The sequence below is a fragment of the Shuttleworthella sp. MSX8B genome, assembly GCF_000524295.1.
GTDB classification, from domain to species: domain Bacteria; phylum Bacillota; class Clostridia; order Lachnospirales; family Lachnospiraceae; genus Shuttleworthia; species Shuttleworthia satelles.
Genome location: NZ_JAQT01000015.1, coordinates 39,948 through 59,515, shown reverse-complemented (window position 1 = coordinate 59,515; position 19,568 = coordinate 39,948). Strand labels below are relative to the sequence as shown.

Genomic DNA, 19,568 nt, shown 5'->3' with positions numbered 1-19,568 from the left:
ATCCTTTCTACTCTCTTCTCGTCCGCGTCATCTTTGCTTTCCTTTTTCATCCGTATCATCGCGGCTGCCTTCCTCGTCCGCGTCATCTTTGCTTTCCTTTTCATCCCCACAATAGAAAGCTCGCTCACAGCACATCGATTGCTACAAATCTGATGCAAATCGGCGGAAGCAAAACCGGGCCTGTTAAAGCTCCCGGTCTCTCCCGTTAAGCCTTCCAGTCTCTCCCGTTAGGCCTCCCGGTCTCTCCTGGCTGCCGGACCAGTCTCCTCTAAAACATGCCGAAGCCTGGTCATCAGGGCCGCTGTATCGTCAATACTGCGGACAGCGCACATGACGGTATCATCTCCCGCGATGCTTCCCACAATCTCACCCAGCTGCATGTTGTCCAGGGCGGCCGCCACGGCCATGGCCATCCCGGAGACCGTGCGGATGACCAGGATGTTCATGGCATTATCCATACTCAAAAAGCCGTCCCGAAAGATTCTCACATACTTCTCGCTCAGATCCTGCGGACTGCTCTGATAGGAGACGTAGACGAGGCGTCCGTCCGCCCTGGCCACCTTGGTCAGCTGCATCTCACGGATATCCCGGCTGACGGTGGCCTGCGTCACCTGATATCCGGCCCTTTTCAACTCTCTGGTCAACTCCTCCTGGGTCCCGATCTCTCTGGTTACAATCAGATCCAGAATTTTTGCCTGTCTGTCCTGCTTCACTGCTCACTCCTCGTCTGTCTAATTGGACTGCATTTTGTTGCGGATACGCTCTAAGAAGTTCATCTTAGAGAGCTTCATCATCTTGATTTCCTCCCTGGACCGGTAGACCACAAGCTCTTCCCCGGGAACCAGCTGTCTTCTGTGATTGCCGTCGAAGGAGACCTCCGCGACCGGCTCGTCGCCCTCTCTTCTGGCCGTCAGTTTTACTGAGATGATATCATTGGGATCTAAGACAATAGACCTGGAATTTAAGGTGTGGGGATTGATGGGGGTCAAAAGAATCAACCTGGTCTTGGGATCGACAATCGGTCCCTTGGCCGACAGATTATAGGCCGTAGACCCGGTCGGCGTCGCGAATATCATACCGTCGCAGTGGTAGGTATAGAGGGGCTGCCCGTTGACATAGACCGTCAGGCACAGGATTTCCATAGGCCGCCTTGAGACGATCACGACGTCGTTTAGCGCGACGGATTCCTGGTCCGGCTTTTTCTGCGCGTCATATACCATGCCCGCCAGAAGCATACGGCTCTCGATCTCATACCTGTCCTCCATGAGCAGGTCGATGGCCTCGTCAACACCGTCGGGATCCAGATCGCAGAGATAGCCCAGGTGTCCCCCGTTGATTCCGATTAGAGGGACCCCGCTGCCCAGGGTATTCTGCGCCGCCCGGATCATGGTTCCGTCTCCGCCCAGAGTCAGGATCCCGTCCGTATTCTCCGGAACCGGGATAGTTCCCGGGTTCGTGGAATCCTGGGGATTCTCCAGACAGATCAGACTCCCTCCCCTGGACGCAATCACCGCCTTTAACCTGTCAATCCAGTCCCGGCTGACCTCCATATTTCTTGTGACAAGTAAGAAGTTCTTCATGGATAAAATCCTCCGGTCTCTATCTACTCACCTGTCCAGCTCTTCATGCGCCTGCTTCACGACGGTCTCGGGATCCACAGGCGGCAGCTCCTCCGCGAAAGAATCCGCGGACTTTTTCAGGTAAATCAGGTACTCGATATTCCCCTCCGGCCCCTTGATGGGCGAGTAATCCAGTCCAAGCACAGCAAAGGCATTCTCCCCCGCATAAGAGATGACCGATTCGATCACCTCCCTGTGAACCCCGGGATCCCGGACAACGCCCCTTTTGCCCACCTTATCTCTTCCGGCCTCAAACTGCGGCTTGATCAGGCAGACCATCTCTCCTCCCTCGGCCAAGAGCGGATTGACGGCTGGCAGGACCTTGCTCAGCGAGATAAAGGAGACGTCGCAGGAGGCGAAATCCAAAGGCTGACCGATCTCCTCTGCCGTCACATAGCGGATATTCGTCTTCTCCATACAGACGACCCGCTCATCCTGGCGGAGCTTCCAGGCCAGCTGTCCATAGCCGACGTCGACCGCAAAGACCTTGTCGGCTCCATTTTGCAGCATGCAATCGGTAAAGCCGCCGGTAGAAGCCCCGATATCCATGCAGACCTTTCCCCTAAGAGAAATGGGAAAACTTGCCATGGCCCGCTCCAGCTTCAGGCCGCCTCTGCTGACATAGGCCAGGACTTTGCCGTGAATCTCAATATCCGCATCCGTCTTCACCTGGGTTCCCGCCTTGTCTTCCCTCTCCTGGTTGACAAAGACATTGCCCTCCATAATCATCGTCCTGGCCTTCTCGCGTGAGGGAGCCAGTCCGCGTTTTACCATAAGAACATCCAGTCTTTCCTTCAAGGCTCACTCCTCACTCGATAACAGGGAAATAATTTTCTGAGAGATCTTTTCGGCTGTCAGCCCCTCCTCCTCCATCAGGGCCTCCACTGACCCGTGCGGGATGAAGTGATCCGCGAAGCCGACCAAAAAGGTCTTCCCCCTGTAGCCGATTTTCTTCAGACAGGTCTCAATATGCTCCCCGAAACCGCCTGCCAGGACATTCTCCTCCATTGGAACAACCAGATCGACCCGGTTGGCGTAGTCGGCCAGGATCGCTTCATCAACCGGCTTTGCAAAGCGCATATTGACCAGGGCGACATCATACCCCGCCTGAAGGAGCAATTCTCTTAAGCAGAGCGCGCGCTCCACCATAGACCCGATCGGGGCCAGAAGGATCATCTTTGTCCCTCTGCCGCGCAGGGGATAAATTTCCTCCGCCCGGCCCCTTTGAATCGGTTCCCGAAACTCCCTCAGTCCGTCGAAAGCCGCCCCCCTGGGATAGCGAATCGCCACCGGCCCCTCTGTGTCAATAGCCCATTTGAGCATATCCGAAAGCTCCCACTTATTCTTGGGCGCCAGAATCACCATGTTGGGGATCAAAGAGAGATAGGAGAGGTCAAAGATCCCCTGATGCGTCTCTCCGTCCGGTCCGACCAGACCGGCCCTGTCAATCGCGAAAATCACATGCAGCTTCTGAATGGCGACATCGTGCAGAATCTGGTCAAAAGCCCTCTGCAGGAAAGAGGAATAGACGGCGAAAACCGGAATCAGCCCCTGGCTGGCAAGTCCCGCCGCGAAGGTCACCGCGTGCTGCTCCGCAATCCCCACATCGAAAAATCGGTCGGGATAACGGTTATGAAAGCGAACAAGCCCGGTCCCCGTCTCCATCGCCGCTGTCAGCGCCAGAAGACGATCGTTTCGCCCCCCCATCTTGCGCATCACTGTGGAGAAGACGTCCGTGTAGGTCGTCGCCGGATTCTTCAGAGGCAGACCCGTCGCCATGTCATAGGGCGCTGTCCCGTGGAACTTGGCCGGGTGACGCTCCGCCGGGGCGAAGCCCCTTCCCTTGGTCGTAAGCACATGGACAATCACAGGCCCCTCGATTTTGGTGGCCTCCAGGAAAATCTGCCGCATCCCCTCGATATCATTTCCATCGATCGGTCCCAGATACATAATCCCCATCTGCTCGAACATCATCCCGGGAATAACCAGCTGCTTGATTCCCTCCTTGGTCTTGCGCATCCGGTCTACAATCCGATTGCCGTAGATCGGGATCTTTTCCAGAGAGCTCTGCATGCCGGACTTGAAATTCTTGTAGTTTTCCGAGGTCCTCATCCTGGCCAGGTTCATGGACAGGCCGCCCACATTGCGGGAAATGGACATGTTATTGTCATTTAAAATGATGACAAAGTTCTTCTTGAATTCGGCCGCGTTGTTCAGGGCCTCGTAGACCATGCCCCCTGTCATGGCCCCATCGCCGATCACAGAGAAAATCTTATAGTCCTCCCCCTTTAACTCTCTGGCCACAGCCAGTCCCAGACCGGCAGAAATAGAGGTTGAAGAATGGCCTGTCCCGAAGATATCGCAGTCGCTCTCCTCCCGCTTTGGAAATCCGGCCAGTCCTCCCATGGCGCGCAGTCTGTCAAAATCTCCCTTGCGTCCGGTCAGGATCTTATGCGTGTAGGACTGATGCCCTACGTCCCAGACAATCTGATCTCTCGGCAAATCACAGATCGAGTGCAGGGCGATCGTCAATTCCACCACGCCCAGATTCGAGGCCAAATGTCCTCCCGTCACAGATAACTTCTCAATCAGGAAGGAGCGAATCTCCCGCGCCAGTTTTTCCCTCTCGAACGCGTCCAGTTTATGCACGTCGTTCGGGCCCTGTATTCGATCAAGAACCATAGTATCCCTCTGCCTTCGATCCGGCGATCACATCTCGCTACCTGTTGCGCCTGGCCAGATAAGCGACCAGCTCCATGAGAAAGTCATTTCTCCTGGGGAGAGAGGCAAGATTCTCAAGAGCCTCTCCTGTCAGGCTCTCCGCGTCCCTGAGGGCCCCCTCCAGACCGGCGAAGGTCACATAGGTGACCTTGTGGTTTCGCTCATCGCTTCCCACAGGCTTGCCGATGGTCTTCTCATCTCCGGTGATGTCCAAAATGTCATCTTCAATCTGAAAGGCCAGCCCGATCTTGGCAGCCGCCTGCTCCACGGTCAGCAGCTGACTCTCATCTGCGCCGCCCAAAAGAGCCCCAATACACATGGCGGCCTCGATCAGCGCCCCGGTCTTCAGCTCATGAATGAAATCCAGCCGGTGCTTGTCCATCCCCTGGATGTGCTCCGCCTCCACGTCAACGACCTGGCCGCCAATCATTCCGTAAATCCCCGCCTTTCTGGCCAGAAGAATCAGAGACTTGTGAACAGCCGGATTTGTCCCGTCCGTCTCAAGAGACTGAAGCGCCGTCTCAAAGGCGTAATTGAGCAGGGCGTCGCCCGCCAGAACTCCCATGGCCTCTCCAAAGCGGGCGTGCGTTGTTGGCTTCCCCCGGCGCAAGAGATCATTGTCCATAGCCGGCAGATCGTCATGGACCAGGGAATAGGCGTGTATCATCTCAATCGCCGCCATAAAGAAGGGCAGCGCCTGGGGGCTTGTCTGATCAAAGCAGGCGGCGCATTCTCTCATGAGAATGGGACGCAGTCGCTTGCCCGGGCTCATAAGGGCGTAGGACATCGCCTCCATGATTGTCTTCTGATAGCCCTCTTCCCGGGGCAAAAAGCGTCGGATGATCCCCTCCGCCTCCAGAGTCCGCTCTTCCAGTTCCCTACGAACATCCATATCTCGCACCGCTTTCTGCGTCATTTTGACAGGGTCAGATCACTGGTCTGCCCCTGAGCGTCCAGAATCTGTACCTTCCGGTCAACGGCGTCAATCTTGTCGTTAATCGCCTTGATAACCAGGGTTCCCTCCTGATAGGCCGCAAAAGAATCCTCCAGACTGCTGTCCTTATTCTCCAGTCTGGCCAGGATCTGATCCAGATAGTCAAATGACTCCTCAATCGACAGGTCCTCCCATGTCTTTTTTTCTTCTGTCATTCTTCCTCCCCGGGCATATCAGCCCTTGAAACCATCCTTTTTCAGAGAAATTCCGGACACCTCTGCGTCCAGCTGCCCTCTGTGCAGATAGATATGGATAAAATCACCCACTTTAAGCTTCCCTGCGTCTTCGACCCGTCTTCCCGCCTTATCCTGCACATAGGAGAAGCCGGAGGCCAGCTTTCTGACCGGCGACAATCCGTCCAGCCGTTCCGCTGCGACCGCTAAGAGCTGCTTCTTCTGCTCCAGTCTTCGATCCATATCCTGGCAAAGACGCTGCCTTGCCCGCAGAACCTCCTCCCTCGTCAGAGAAATTCGCCTGCTGGGATGGGCCTGGTCCAGTCGATGTCTGGCTCCATCCAGACGCCCTCTTAAATTTCGGATCATCTCCTGCGGAGAAGCCGTTTCCAACCGGTGCTCGATGTCGGCCAGACGATTTCTGAATGTATTGAGCCGGTACTGCATGGCGGATGCTATACGCTCTCTTTTCGAGCGCAGGTCTTTTTGCAGGCTCGCGTAGTCAAAAACAGCCAGTTCCGCCGCGGCCGACGGCGTCGGCGCTCTCAAATCCGCCACAAAATCGGCGATCGTGGTGTCTGTCTCATGTCCGACAGCGGAGATCAGCGGGGTCCTGCAGTCAAAAATCGCCCTGGCCACAGACTCCTCGTTAAAGGCCCAGAGGTCTTCCATAGAGCCTCCGCCGCGGCCGACAATCAGAAGATCCATCCCCATGGCGTCCAGGGTCTGAATCCCCCGGACAATGGAGGCAACCGCCTTCTCTCCCTGTACCAGGGCAGGGTAGAGGACGATTTCAATGCCCGGATACCTTCTCTTGGAGACCTGAATAATATCGCGGATGGCTGCCCCCGTGGGAGCGGTCACGATACCGATTTTAGTCGCGTATCTGGGGATTTGCTTCTTATAGGAGGCGTCGAACATCCCCATCTCAGACAGCTGCTTCTTGAGGGCCTCGAAGCGCACATAGAGATCTCCCAGTCCCTCCTTTTCAATCTGAGAGGCGATCAGCTTATAGGAGCCCCCCTTCTCATAGACCTGAACCGTCCCGCTGACGACGACCTGATCTCCCTCCCGCATGGCAAAGGTCAGACCGGAGGATCGCTGACTCCTCCACATAGCCGCGCCTAAGACACCGGAACTGTCCTTGAGACTGAAATAAATATGTCCCGACTTGTGATAGATCAGATTGGACACCTCACCCTTGACACGGATCCGGCGCAGGAGGAAATCCTCCTGAAAGAGGCCCGCGATATAGTGATTAACTTGTTCGACAGTATAGGTTTGACCGCTCATGAGATTTTTGCCAGAACCCCGTTGACGAAAGCGGGGGATTTATCCGTTCCATAGCGCTTTGCCAGCTCGACCGCCTCGTTGATGGCGATGCCGGAGGGCAGATTTTCAAACTTCATTTCATAGACCGCCAGCCGAAGCAGAGTCAGGTCCACCTTGGTCAGGCGGCTCAGCTTCCAGCCCTCAGAGGACTCCTCGATGATCCGGTCAATCTCCGGCAAGTGTCCGGCCGCGCCCAGGCATTTTGCTGTGATCTCCGGCCAGGACGCCTGGTCCAGCCGGATGACGGCCTTCTGATCCTCCTCCTCGGTCAAATCGTCTATTTCAAGCTCGGTATGATCGGTGAAGTAGAAATTCAGCTGATCCTGCATCTGATCTGCCGGACAGAAATTAAGGACAAAGAGAATGCGAAATGCGGTTTCACGAATCTGACGCCTTATCATGGTCTTCTTCTCCATCTTCTGACTCTGTTGCCGCGCGGCTTATCCCTCCTCTGAGAGAAAAGCCGCGGGGCAATCCCTCTACAACAAAGAAAAAGGTGCCTGCTGTACAGACACCTGAATGATACAACAGATAGATTGTCTGTCCCTATCCCGCTCAAGACAAGCGCACGCCCTCGACGCGCACATTGACCTCAGAGACCTTGAGTCCGGTCATATTCTCGACCGTCGTCTTGATCCGGTCCTGTACCTGGGCACAGACCTTGGGAATCTCATAGCCGAATTCCAGGTTGATAATAATCGCCACCCGAAGCGTATTGTCATCCGCCCTGACCAGGCGGACGGACTTGGACAGCTTGGACGAGGTCGTCTTGGAAATAGAGCCGGCATCCAGATTCCCGCCCAGAGAGACGACACCGTCCACCTCGCAGGCGGCCAGGCCGGCGATAATGGAAAAGACATCATTGGCCACGTTGACGCCCTCATTGATTGCGAAATGATTCTCAGCCATGCAAAGCCTCCTGCACTCAAAAGACAAAAAGCGGTAAAAACACGATCAAATTAACAAAAATATTATATCAATCCCTCTCCTGCTGCGCAAGCTTGGCGGCCTGATCCGCGGCCATCAGGGCATCTAAAAGCTCCTGAAGATCTCCGTTCAAAATCTTGTCCAGCTTGTACAGAGTCAGATTGATTCGGTGGTCCGTCACCCGACCCTGGGGAAAATTATAGGTTCGAATTTTCTCCGAGCGGTCTCCGCTTCCAATCTGCGCGAGGCGGCGGGCAGAGGCCTCCTCCTGCTGACGCAGCATTTCCATAGTATAGAGCTTGGCCCGCAGCAGGGCAAAGGCCTTGTTCTTGTTCTGCAGCTGGGACTTCTCCGTCTGACTGTAAATGACAATTCCCGTGGGATAGTGGGTCAGCCGTACGGCGGAATCCGTTGTATTGACGCACTGGCCGCCGTTTCCGGAAGCCCGCATCACGTCGATGCGGATGTCCGCCGGATCGATGACCACGTCGACCTCCTGCGCCTCGGGCATAACAGCCACGGTAACTGTCGATGTGTGGATGCGGCCGCCGGATTCTGTAGCGGGGACCCTCTGTACCCGGTGCACGCCGGACTCGTACTTAAGGGTGGAATAGGCTCCCCTTCCCCTAACCATGAAATTGATCTTCTTCATGCCCCCGATTCCGGTCTCCTCAAGCTCCATCACCTCGCATGCCCATCCTCTGGACTCAGCGTAATGGCGGTACATGCGGTAGACCTCCGCCGCGAAGAGGGCCGCCTCATCTCCTCCGGCGCCGCCGCGAATCTCAATGATCACGTTTCTGTCATCATTGCTGTCCTTGGGAAGAAGGAGGACCTTGAGCTGATTTTCCAGTTCCTCCGCCGAAGCTCTGGCCTCGGCCAGTTCTTCCTTGGCCAGTTGGCGCATCTCCTCATCGGATTCCGCGTCAAGCAGCTCCAGAGAATCCTCTATCGACTGTTTCTGCTTTTGATAGGCGCGAAAGGTCTCCACGATCGGGGCCAGCTCGCTCTGTTCTTTCATCAGCTCCGTAAATTTCGCTCCGTCCGAGGCGATATCCGGCTCCGCGATCTGGCGCATAATTTCCTCGTAGCGGGCAACCAGATCTTCTAGCTTGTCAAACATGTATCATCCTTCCTTTCAGAACCCGATCCCTCCCTGAAAGGTCCTGTATGATCTCGATTTCCTCAAAGGGGCCGTCGGACAGCATCTGCCGGACAGCCTGTCCCTGATCGAACGCGATTTCCATCAAGAGCCAGCCTCCTTCTCTCAGGTAATCCGGAGCCTGACCCGCGATTCGCCGGTAGAAGGCGAGTCCGTCTTCATCCCCGTCCAAAGCCATACGGGGCTCGTGATCTCTCACCTCCGGCATCAGATCCTCCAGCTGCCCGGAGGGAATATAGGGGGGATTGGCCGTAATCAGGTCAAAGCTTCCCTCAATCTCCGCAAAGAGGTCTGAGAGGACAAATGCAGCGGATACCCCATTTCTTTTGGCGTTCTCTCTCGCGACAGCCAGAGCCTCGGGCGAGAGATCAGCGGCCAGTCCATGTATCGGGGTTTCCTGTCCCCGGGCGAGCGCGAGAATGGAAATCAGGATGCAGCCGCTTCCGGTACAGAGATCAAGCAGACGGATTTCTCTGTCCGCGTTTGCCTGTCTATTTTTGGCGCTGCCCGATTGAAGCGAGGCAAGAATCGTAAGTCCCTCCTCCACCAGAGTCTCCGTGTCCTGCCGGGGGCAGAGGACATGCTCATTGACCATGAAGTCAAGGCCCATAAAGGCCTGGCTTCCTGTGATCTGCTGGAGGGGAATTCGCTGCGCCCTCCGTCTGACACAGTCACGGTACTTCGCAAACAGGGCCTCTGTCATCTGCTCTCTCCCATCGAGAACAAGATCGATATGTTTTCTTCCACTTGTAAATTCCAGGAGATAGCCCGCGTCCAACGCGAAGTCAGGGACTTTGACCATCCGCAATTGTTCCTGCCCCCAGGCCAGGGCCTCCCGATAGGTCATTGGCATGCTCCTTTACATCTTTATCTGCTTCGCGGTCATTTTACTCTGTACCCCGCAAAGGGTGGTTGTCCAGGTGAAACAAGAGAATGCATTCTCCGTGAACACTCCTCTGTCATATGTCAGAATACTCCCGTACAATCCCCGGCTTCACCGCCTGTGACGGCGGGAGGCCCTTTGAACATTGGAAAGATTCTGTTCCCAGCCCTTTTCAATACAGTTAACGCACTTGTGCTCCGCGCCTGCCGATAAACACGCGCAGATTACGCATTCGAATTCTACTGGTGAAATACAGAAAAAGACTGTGACCCATAGAAAAGATCGGCCGCGATAAGTGGTCGTCTTTCTATTGTCACAGCCTCTCTTGCGATCTGATATCGAATTACTCGCTGATGCCGTACTTCTTGTTGAAGCGGTCGATGCGTCCGCGGGCCTTGGCAGCCTTCTGCTGACCGGTGTAGAAGGGATGGCACTTGGAGCAGATCTCGACGTGAATGTTCTCCTTGGTCGAACCGGTGACGAAGCTGTTGCCGCAGTTGCATGTCACTGTTGCCTGATAATAATCCGGATGAATACCCTGTCTCATACTGATACCTCTTTATCATTGATACGATACGTTGATTCTCTGTTTCATGTCCCTGCAGACATACACGATACTATTTACATCCCGATAAACAGCTTTCTTATATTAGCACGGTCTCTCATCTTTTGCAAGGTATCTCCCAATCACTCTTTTTGCATCTTATCCTTATCCTTAATCGTTTCTTTTACAGATTACGAAAGGGGCTGTAATCAAACGCTCTCCCTTCAATATCTCGCAAATCAGCCAAAATACTGCTGATACATTTGTTCTAAATTTTCGATGGACAGATCCTGGTTGTACAGGAAAGGAGAGGCAATCGTAAAACCCGAAACAAGGGTGGCGTATTTCATACATATCTCAGCTGGAAACCCATTCTTGACTCCGTAAAGATAACCTGAGACAAAAGCGTCTCCCGCGCCGTTACTGTCAACGGGAGAAAATTGCTCCACAATATCCTGAAATATTTCTTTTCCGTCCGGGCTAAAATACTCTGCACCCTTTTTACCATGCGTACAAACAACGAATTGTTTATCCCGAAGAAGAGCACTTACCACCTCCTTCACTTTTTCTTCTGTCTTAAGGACATCCGAACTCATAAAAACGGCATTTGCGAAAGGAAGAAATTCCTGATGCCAGGGATTTATCCCGTCAAAATCATGAATATCCACCCAGATTTTATGTTTATGTTTTTTGAGAATAGGGAATAGATGTTTGACAAATTCACAGATATCTAACAGGATAATATCTGCCTCTTCAATGCTTTTTTCATAGGCAATGATGTCAAAATCCTGTCCAAATTTACCATAGTCCGTATAAATACTAATTCTCTCCCCATTTTTATTCATCAGATTCGTATGTCTTTCCGTGGAAGTCTCATCTTCAATATACTGATAGTTGATACCCTCGGATTCTAAGCTGGCCCGTATCTTTCGACCCGCATCATCATTGGCCAGTTTGGTCAACAAAGTGACATTAAAACCCAATCTATGTAAATTGATAGCTTTCCCGGAAGCCGTTCCACCTAGTACATCACGGCGGGCACTGGCAAAGCAGGTGCCTGCTTTTTTAGGAAAATCCTCTATATCGATAATTGTATCCCAGGAGCTTGTTCCAATAACGAGTGCCTTAAGTTGTTTATGCTTCATATTCCTATAACCATCCATTTAAAATGACTGTCCGGGATTCTGTAACTTTCTACATAAACATCACCCAAACACCTGCGCACCCATATGAAGGTCAAAAAATCGGATGACGCAGAAGCTGCCGGATGAAGTCCTTATTATCCTTGGTGTGGGCAAACATATTGAGCAGATCCTCTGTATTCTCTTCTGCCCGGCGACCGTTAATCCCCCGGTGCATAATACGGGCCGCCTCCATCTCGTCAGCGTCCAGCAGGAGGTCTTCTCTTCTGGTTCCGCTGGCCACAATATCCACCGCAGGGAAAATGCGGCGTTCAGACAGCCTTCTATCCAAAATCAGCTCCATATTGCCGGTCCCCTTGAACTCCTCGTAGACCACATCGTCCATACGGCTGCCGGTATCCACAAGAGCTGTCGCCAGAACAGTCAGACTGCCGCCCTCTCTCATATTGCGGGCCGCTCCGAAGAAGCGCTTTGGCATATAAAGAGCCGCCGTATCCAGTCCTCCGGAAAGAATGCGGCCGGAAGAGGTCACCGTCAGATTATAGGCGCGGGCCAGCCGGGTAATAGAATCCAGGAGAATGATCACGTCCTCTCCCTGTTCCACCAGGCGCTTGGCGCGTTCAATTACCATTTCAGAAACCTTGGTGTGGTGATCCTGCATCTGGTCGAAGGTGGAATAGATGATCTCCACATTGTCACCCACGATGGTCTCCTTCATGTCGGTGACCTCCTCGGGGCGCTCATCGATCAGGAGGATCATCATGTGCATCTCGGGATGGTTCTCCTGCACACTCTTGGCCACTTCCTTGAGCAGGGTCGTCTTGCCTGCCTTGGGCGGAGAGACGATCAGTCCTCTCTGGCCCTTGCCGATTGGGGCAATCAGATCAATGACACGGCTGGCGACCGAACTTCCCTTTCGCTCGAGACGCAGCCGTTCCCTTGGGAAAATCGGCGTCAGATTCTCAAAGGACTGACGGCCCCGCAGCTCCTCCGGATTGCGTCCATTGATACTGTTGATCCGAAGGAGGGCAGCGAACTTATCCGTGGGATTATTTCTCTTCTTAAGCCCCTCGACCCGGTCGCCGGTTTTCATGGCGAAGCGGCGGATCTGAGAGGGAGCCACATAGGCATCGTCCTCTCCTGTCAGGAAATTATCCGTGTGCAAAAAGCCGTATCCATCGGGCATAATCTCTAAAATACCATCGGCCTCGCTGGCGTCAGACATCTGCTCGGCTAGCTGGGGAGAAACGGCATCGCTGACTTCTTCCCTGTGGGGCCTGAAGCTGTGGCCATACTCACTGTAGGATCGGCGCGGCGACTCGTGGTAGGTCTCCTGCCTGTCTCCCCTCGATTCATCCCTGGAGTCGTAGCTCCTGCGCGAATCGGCTGAATCCTGCTCATGGCGGCGGGGCCGATCAAAGGTCTGTTCCTGCTCATGGTGGCGGGGCCGGTCGGAGGTCTGTTCCTGCTCATAGCGGCGGGGCCGGTCGGAGGTCTGTTCCTGTTCATGGTGGCGGGACCGGTCGGAAGTCTGTTCCTGCTCATGGTGGCGGGGCCGGTCAAGCCCCTGTTCATTGTATCTGTGGTAGAAGCCGGAATATCCTCCGTGTCCCGCCGCGTCCGCGGATTCTTCTTCCACTCCCAGGTCCATATGCCTCTTTGGGCGGCGCTGGATCTTCCCGATTTCCTCCCTCGACTGGTCCTCTGACAGCTGGTTCTCTGCCCTTCGAGCAGGAGTCCTCCGCTTTGCGCGCCCGATCCCGGGCGACGGTTGAGAATTCTCCGGATTCCCGCTCTCTCTCTTCTGCTCTTCCGAGCCCGCGCTCTCAGCAACCGCGGTTGTATCAGCGGACAGCTGATCCTCAACCCGCTTCTTCCGGGGTCTTCCTCTCCGCCTGACCGGTTTTACAGCTTCTCCATCGGTCGAAGCGGCATTCTCTGTCCCTGCCGTCTCGCTTCCCGTCGACTTCTCTGTGATCTTTCCTGTCCTCAGCGCTCTCTCCGCCGCCGCGACATCCTCAGTCTCTCTGGCATCTAAAGCCACCATCTCGGCGATCAGATCCGCCTTGCGTCGATTTGTGACGCGCTTGATCCCCCTCTTCTTGGCAATGGCCTTTAAATCGACCAGCTTCAGGGTTTTGTAACGGGCTTCCATAGCACTTGTAGCCATCAGCAACTCCTCAAAAATGAATATTTGATTCAACGAATGATTTCAAAGTGAATTTCATTGTCCAAACGGACCTATATGTGATGAATTCAATACTGGAAGTATATCTTATATATTCTGCGTATGCTATCATTATTTTAAATTTTATGAACAGGCAGGATATTGAGTCGCTTCTTGTAGCCGCAACTGTCTGAGCCATTGCCGGGCGCCAGGCAAGCTAAGCCGGCCGGAAAAGCTTTTGCCATGGCAGGGAAGGATTTCATTTTGACCGAACAGAATCTCCTCTTCAAAATAATGGTTTTGCAATTGATCCACTCCGCTCAGGAGCCCTTGAGCAAGTCGCAGATCACAGACTTTTTCACCGATTTCCGCTACGCGGACTACTTTCGCGTTCAGTCTGTCATCTTTGAACTGCTTGAAAGCCAGATGCTGATCGAGGGTCCCAGATCCACAGTTCACCTCTACAGACTCAGCGAGGAGGGCGAGAGAACTCTTGAGGCCTTCTCGGACCGTATCAGCGAGGCAATCGCCGGAGACATCCGGGCCTATCTCTCATCTCAGGGCAAACGCATCTGCCGGGAGAACTCCCTGACCGCCAATTATGACAGGTCTGTCGGCGGCGGCTATATTGTTCACCTGATTGCCAGAGAGGGAAATCAGGAAATCATCCGTCTCGATTTGCATGTGACCGGGAAAGAACAGGCTGAGGCCCTCTGCTACAACTGGAAAATTCGCTACGATGAAGTCTATATGCAGATCGTAGATCTCCTGCTTCAATAGAGCCGATATTTCTCTCGATACCGCGTCACAAGAAAGCCCGTCAGAAGGATAGCCCCCGTCTCGACCAGGGCCGCAATCATCCAGAGAGAAGTCCCTCCCAAAATAAGCGGCAAAAGCAGCACAAGAACGACCTGCAAAAGGACAGACCTGACCAGGGACAAAATCGCTGACACTTTTCCATTGCCCAGAGCTGTAAAGAGGGCTGAACCGAATATATTGAATCCCATAAAAAGATAAGCGACGCTGTAAATTCTCATCCCGTGCACGGTCAGCGCGTACAGCTGTGGATTGTAGCCGACGAAAATCCCAGCCAGAAGACCGGCGCTGAGTTCCGCCAGAAGCGTCAGAATCAGACTGGCCCCTGCGAGGAGAGACAGACTGCGCCGAAAGAGATTGCGCAATTCCGCCTGATTCCTGGCTCCATACTGGTAACTGATGATTGGAGAAACGCCCATGGCGTAGCCAAAGAAAATGCCCACAAAAATGAAATTGACGTACATAATCACACCGTAAGCCGCAATTCCATTGGTCCCCATGTAGCAAAGGAGCTGTCTATTGTAGAGCATGCCGATAAAGGAGGCGGCGGCGTTGGACAAGAACTCACTGGAGCCGTTGGTACAGGTTTTCACCAGAGCCCAGGGCATCCAGCCTGTCTTTCCCAATCGCAGCGGAGTCTTATTGGGCAGAATAAAAAAGACCAGAGGAACCAGCCCTCCCACTAGTTCGCTGCCCACGGTTGCCCAGGCAGCCCCTGCCAGCCCGAGGCCAAATCCTGCCACAAAGACATAATCGAGGATCATGTTCGTCACGCCGGCGATTACCGTGATCCAAAAGCCCATGCGGGGGCGTTCCGCGGCGATCAGAAAGCTCTGAAAAAAGTGCTGCAGCATGAAGGCGGTCATGCTGACCATACTGATCCTGGCATAGAGAACGCCATAGGGAAGCAGTTCCTCCGAAGCTCCCAGAAGCACTGCCGCCTGCGGGGCAAACAGGTATCCCAGCAAAGAGAGAAGGATCCCCAGGACCATAAGAGTATAGGTTGTCAGAGAAAAAATCTCCTTTGCCTGTCTCTCCTCCTTTTGTCCCAGCTTCAGAGAGACCAGGGCGACGCCACCTGTACCGAACATAAAGCCCACTGCAGCGATCAACATCAGAAGGGGCATCACCAGATTCAGAGCCGCAAAGGCAACTTCTCCGGCGTAATTGGACACAAAAAAGCCGTCCACAATGCCGTAAATGGACGTGAAAATCATGGTCAAAATGGAGTGGCTGGTGAAACGCAAAAGCTTCCTGTCATCAAAATGATCCGCCAGACTGATTGCCTTTCTGTCGGCCATATCCTGCTCCTTTTCACACGGAATATTTCATATCGGCAAGCCTGTATCGCACGTGTTTTCAGCGCGTGTTCTCAGCATATGTTCTCTTCGCCTCTTTCTATCTCTTTCTCACCGAACAGCCAAAGGTCCCCAGTTCCTGCCCCAGATCATAATAACTCCCGTGACTGTAAACAATCGGATCCGCCTTTTCCAGGCAGAACTTGCCCCTCTCATCCATATATCTGCTGTCGGCATGAATCCGCAGGATGTCCGCAAGAAACATGGAGTGGCTCCCCAGCGCTATCTCCTGGCGAACCCTGCACTCCATATTGACCGGGCTCTCCGCGATCATGGGACAGCTGATCAATTCCGCCTCCTCTTTCGTGAGATCACAGCGCTGAAATTTATCCAGGTCTTTCCCCGAGGTCACCCCGCAGAAATCCGTAGCTCGCATCAACTCACGGGTCGTTAGATTCACTGTGAAAACGCCGCTCTCCTGAATCATCAGATAGGAGTGACGGGAGGGGCGGATCGAAATTGACAGCATGGGAGGATTGGTATTGATGGTTCCTGTCCAGGCCACAGTCAGAATATTATCCTCTCCCGCCTTGTTTCTGCAGCTGACCATCACGACCGGAAGGGGATAGAGCATATTGCCCGGCTTCCAGGATTCTTTCTTCATTCCTCTCTCCATTCCTCTTCCCATTCCTTTCTCTTCAGATGGACCGATAGTGAATCGCCTCAATCATCTGCGGCACTACCTGCTTCTTTCTGGATACAACTCCAGGGAGGATCGCGGAATCCTCTGCCATCCGATCTTCTCCATAAGCGTCAAGGACGATATCCCGGCTGTCCGTCCCCGCATAGAGCAGCTCGGTGCTCTGCTCCAAAATATTTGTCAGCATGACGAAGATCATATGCAGATTTTTCTCCACAATGACCGTCTCCATGTACTTGAGCAGTTTTCCCTTGATTGCTGCCAGCTGTTTGGCGGAGACACTAGACACCTGGGAGACACCGAAATTGACATCCCCCGCGGTGAAGGTCTTAAAATCCGTGAACATGATCTCCTCCGTAGACTTGTTCCTGAAGTTGCTCCCCGCCTCGAACATGGCCATTGCGTGCTCTTCAATGTCAATATCCGCAATCTCTGCCAGGGTTCTCGCCGCGGCCTCGTCATAGGGTGTGCAGGTGGGGGAACGGAACATCAGTGTGTCCGAGAGGATGGCCGAACACATCAGGCCCGCGATCTTCTTGGGAATCTCGATCTTTTTTTCCTGATACATCTGATAAATAATGGAGCAGGAGCAGCCCAGGGGCTGATTGCGAAAGACAATAGGACTGATCGTCTCCAGGCTTCCAAGCCGGTGATGATCGATGATTTCCAGAATATCCGCGTCCTCAATCCCGTCCACCGCCTGATTCTTTTCATTGTGGTCGACCAGGATCACCTTTTTCTTCTGCTTGGACAAGAGGATCCTGCGGGAAAACATCGCCACATAGTGCATCTGTTCGTCAACAATCGGGAAATCCCTGTGCCGGATCTTGTTGAGCCGGTCCGTCACATCCTCCAAATAGTCATCCATCCCAAACCAGATCAGATTCTTGCTCATCGTCATGAACTGGCGGATCGGCATGGCCTGATGAATCAGGCGGGCCGTCGTGAAGATATCATAGGTCGTAGAGATAATCACGATATCCTTCTCCCTGGCCATGGCAATAATAGAGTCCTCCACGCTGTTCACCCCGCAGATGATCAAGCAGGAGGGATTCTCATTGATGGCAATCACCTGTCTCTCCCAGGCATTTCCCGTAATTACCATGTCATTGGCGGCGATCTCCCGCCGCATATTGTCCCGGTCGCCGGATCCGATCACGACCTTGCCCCTGTGAAAGACACCGTGGTCATTGCCGGTCCAGAGCTTCCCGTCCAGGGTCTCTACAACATTTGCGTAGGAGGTGCGGGAGCTACTCATCGTCTCGTTGTCATAGACATTCATGTAGGATCTGGCAATGTCATCAGAAGTGATGATCCCCTCCACCTGGCCTTTGTCATTGACAATCGGAAGCGTAACCACATTCAGCTCGCGCATCTGCTCCCAGGCCCTTCGCAGAGAGTAGCTGCCCTTAACGCCCGGCGTGTATTTAAGGGCCAGATCCTTAATCTGGGCGCTGACATCAAATACCGTTTCCGGCTCCTCACACTGGAAGGTTTTTAAGACATAGCGAGTCTCCTCGTTCATCTCTCCCGCCTTCTTGGGTACATATGTCCCCTTATCTGTCATATTCTTGAAATTAGCATAGGCAATTGCCGAGCATATGGCGTCCGTATCCGGATTCTTATGTCCCAGCACCCAAATCAGATCATCACGATTCATCTTTTCTCCTCAGGCACTTTATTATCTAAAAGAAAAATGCAGCAAAACTGCTGCATTTCCCCTCGATATCATCATCAGAATATTCCAAACAGTTTCAGCAGAATCACAAGCAGAGCGACAAAATCAACAGCGGCGAAGGTCGAAACCAGCGCAAAGCGTTTCCTGAGTGAAGTTGCTCTCGAATCAGCCTCTTTTAACTCCTCTTCCCTATGATCCAGTTCCTTCAGAAGGGCCTGAATATTTCGATAGGATTGGACGTTTTCCTTGTGCACCTTATTTGCAATGTCGGATTTGACTCCGTCAAGTCCTCCATTCATGCTGGCGATCGCCTCTGTCAGCTCATCCGACATCATCTTTACGGTGTCATCCAGCTTGGACCGCATCCCCAGCATCTGCCCGTCCATATCCCGGGTCATCTGCGTCACCTGACTTCCCATGTCCTGGGTCAGCTGATTCAGCTGTTGATCCATATTCTGGGCCAGCTGGCTCACCTGATCTCCCATGTCCTGGGTCAGCTGGTTCACCTGCTGATCTATCCCGCTCGTCATCTGCTGAAACTGCCCTGTCACAGACGACTGCATCTGACTCAGCTGATCTCCCATATTCTGGGTCAGCTGGCTCATCTGCCGGTCCATCCCGCTCGTCATCTGCTGAAACTGTCCTGTCACAGATGACTGCATCTGACTCACCTGATCTCCCATATTCCGGGTCATCCGGCTCATCTGCTGATCCATCCCGCTTGTCATCTGCTGAAGCTGTCCTGTCACAGACGACTGCATCTGGCTCATCTGATCCCTGAGAAAGGCATCCTGATCAGCCCTGCTCTCCTCTGTCTGCTTCAGGGAATCCGAAAGCTTCTGATTGAGAGCTCCCATATCGCCGGACAGCTTGCTGAGAACCCGGTCAACCTGATCCTCGACATCTCCGGCGATGCTGTCCGCCTCTTCCTTCTTCTCAGAAATCAGTTGATTCAGGCGGGATTTCTCCTCCTCCTTGACCCGGACAATCGCATCCAGCTCCCGGACCTGGTTCTGCCTGGACAGGATCAGATTCTGCAGCTGTGTCGCCTTCTGGCGGAAGGAGTCAATCTCAGCCAGAAAAGCCATATCCTCACTGCTGAACTGCTCTTCGGCCGAATCGACCTCCTCGTCATCAGGCCGATCGAAGTTCTCCTCTTCAGACGGATTGGTCTCCTCGTCTTGAAGTTGATCCCTGTCCGCGTCGCCAAAGCGATCGATATCCGCATCATTTGGCAGAATATTGAATTTGATCTCTGAAGTCTCTGGCATAATGGCTACATCCTTTCGTAACATATGGATCATTCTATCATCACTGGAAAATCTTGACAAGATAAACAGCCCCCGGGCCTAAGCTCGGGGACTGTTTATCAGGTCATATGAGAGCCTCATACTCTTTGATTCGAGGTGATC

Annotated in this window: 20 protein-coding genes; 1 reads left to right on the top strand and 19 read right to left on the bottom strand. The window is 53.5% G+C overall.

The genetic code is table 11. The features are described 5' to 3' along the window. Positions 1-227: 227 nt before the first annotated feature. The 15 genes from argR to rho all read right to left on the bottom strand — a co-directional run bounded on the left by argR (position 228) and on the right by rho (position 13,652). Positions 228-713, bottom strand: a complete 486-nt coding sequence (argR, locus tag HMPREF1508_RS04230; RefSeq protein ID WP_006905961.1) for an arginine repressor — start codon at positions 711-713, stop codon at positions 228-230. 18 nt (positions 714-731) lie between these two features. Next, the gene (locus tag HMPREF1508_RS04225) at positions 732-1,580 is read right to left on the bottom strand and encodes an NAD(+)/NADH kinase (RefSeq protein ID WP_044959714.1); all 849 of its coding nucleotides are present in this window, start codon (positions 1,578-1,580) and stop codon (positions 732-734) included. Positions 1,581-1,607: 27 nt separating this feature from the next. Further along, positions 1,608-2,417, bottom strand: coding sequence for a TlyA family RNA methyltransferase (locus tag HMPREF1508_RS04220; RefSeq protein WP_044959711.1), 810 nt, complete (start codon positions 2,415-2,417; stop codon positions 1,608-1,610). Between the two features lie 3 nt (positions 2,418-2,420). Next, a complete protein-coding gene (gene dxs, locus HMPREF1508_RS04215) occupies positions 2,421-4,301 on the bottom strand; it encodes a 1-deoxy-D-xylulose-5-phosphate synthase (protein ID WP_044959708.1) in 1,881 nt (626 codons plus the stop codon). 37 nt (positions 4,302-4,338) lie between these two features. Then, positions 4,339-5,232: a polyprenyl synthetase family protein gene (locus HMPREF1508_RS04210; protein WP_044959730.1), complete on the bottom strand. Its 894-nt coding sequence runs from the start codon at positions 5,230-5,232 to the stop codon at positions 4,339-4,341. A gap of 20 nt (positions 5,233-5,252) precedes the next feature. Then, the gene (gene xseB, locus HMPREF1508_RS04205; RefSeq protein ID WP_044959705.1) at positions 5,253-5,489 is read right to left on the bottom strand and encodes an exodeoxyribonuclease VII small subunit; all 237 of its coding nucleotides are present in this window, start codon (positions 5,487-5,489) and stop codon (positions 5,253-5,255) included. 18 nt (positions 5,490-5,507) lie between these two features. Next, positions 5,508-6,800, bottom strand: coding sequence for an exodeoxyribonuclease VII large subunit (gene xseA / locus HMPREF1508_RS04200; RefSeq protein ID WP_044959702.1), 1,293 nt, complete (start codon positions 6,798-6,800; stop codon positions 5,508-5,510). Then, on the bottom strand, positions 6,797-7,255 hold the full coding sequence (gene nusB / locus HMPREF1508_RS04195; RefSeq protein WP_049906884.1) for a transcription antitermination factor NusB: 459 nt from the start codon (positions 7,253-7,255) through the stop codon (positions 6,797-6,799). The genes xseA and nusB overlap by 4 nt, the downstream gene beginning before the upstream one ends. A gap of 139 nt (positions 7,256-7,394) precedes the next feature. Next, positions 7,395-7,748, bottom strand: a complete 354-nt coding sequence (locus tag HMPREF1508_RS04190; protein ID WP_044959699.1) for an Asp23/Gls24 family envelope stress response protein — start codon at positions 7,746-7,748, stop codon at positions 7,395-7,397. A 67-nt stretch (positions 7,749-7,815) separates the two neighbouring features. Beyond that, positions 7,816-8,889, bottom strand: coding sequence for a peptide chain release factor 1 (gene prfA, locus HMPREF1508_RS04185; protein ID WP_006905971.1), 1,074 nt, complete (start codon positions 8,887-8,889; stop codon positions 7,816-7,818). Further along, a complete protein-coding gene (prmC, locus tag HMPREF1508_RS04180; RefSeq protein WP_044959696.1) occupies positions 8,882-9,775 on the bottom strand; it encodes a peptide chain release factor N(5)-glutamine methyltransferase in 894 nt (297 codons plus the stop codon). Before prmC ends, prfA begins: the two co-directional genes overlap by 8 nt. 147 nt (positions 9,776-9,922) lie before the next feature. Then, on the bottom strand, positions 9,923-10,036 hold the full coding sequence (locus HMPREF1508_RS10795; protein ID WP_278244579.1) for a DUF1385 domain-containing protein: 114 nt from the start codon (positions 10,034-10,036) through the stop codon (positions 9,923-9,925). Positions 10,037-10,154: 118 nt separating this feature from the next. Continuing rightward, a complete protein-coding gene (gene rpmE / locus HMPREF1508_RS04175; RefSeq protein ID WP_006905975.1) occupies positions 10,155-10,358 on the bottom strand; it encodes a 50S ribosomal protein L31 in 204 nt (67 codons plus the stop codon). Positions 10,359-10,594: 236 nt separating this feature from the next. Further along, complete coding sequence (locus HMPREF1508_RS04170; protein ID WP_044959693.1) at positions 10,595-11,518, bottom strand: carbohydrate kinase family protein; 924 nt, start codon at positions 11,516-11,518, stop codon at positions 10,595-10,597. Positions 11,519-11,591: 73 nt separating this feature from the next. Continuing rightward, positions 11,592-13,652, bottom strand: coding sequence for a transcription termination factor Rho (gene rho / locus HMPREF1508_RS09895; RefSeq protein ID WP_044959691.1), 2,061 nt, complete (start codon positions 13,650-13,652; stop codon positions 11,592-11,594). Positions 13,653-13,907: 255 nt separating this feature from the next. Between rho and HMPREF1508_RS04160 the strand changes: the two genes are divergently transcribed. Continuing rightward, a complete protein-coding gene (locus HMPREF1508_RS04160; protein WP_044959688.1) occupies positions 13,908-14,444 on the top strand; it encodes a DUF4364 family protein in 537 nt (178 codons plus the stop codon). Here HMPREF1508_RS04160 and HMPREF1508_RS04155 read toward each other — a convergent pair. From HMPREF1508_RS04155 to HMPREF1508_RS04140, 4 genes are all read right to left on the bottom strand, one after another. Next, positions 14,438-15,781, bottom strand: coding sequence for an MATE family efflux transporter (locus tag HMPREF1508_RS04155; protein ID WP_044959686.1), 1,344 nt, complete (start codon positions 15,779-15,781; stop codon positions 14,438-14,440). The genes HMPREF1508_RS04160 and HMPREF1508_RS04155 overlap by 7 nt on opposite strands. Before the next feature lie 97 nt (positions 15,782-15,878). Continuing rightward, entirely contained in the window at positions 15,879-16,442 is a 564-nt protein-coding gene (locus HMPREF1508_RS04150) for a flavin reductase (RefSeq protein ID WP_044959726.1), read from the bottom strand. A 34-nt stretch (positions 16,443-16,476) separates the two neighbouring features. Next, positions 16,477-18,138 (bottom strand): putative manganese-dependent inorganic diphosphatase, encoded by a 1,662-nt coding sequence (locus tag HMPREF1508_RS04145; RefSeq protein WP_044959684.1) that lies wholly within the window; start codon positions 18,136-18,138, stop codon positions 16,477-16,479. A 74-nt stretch (positions 18,139-18,212) separates the two neighbouring features. Next, positions 18,213-19,427, bottom strand: a complete 1,215-nt coding sequence (locus tag HMPREF1508_RS04140) for a hypothetical protein (protein WP_156923176.1) — start codon at positions 19,425-19,427, stop codon at positions 18,213-18,215. Positions 19,428-19,568: the final 141 nt, after the last annotated feature.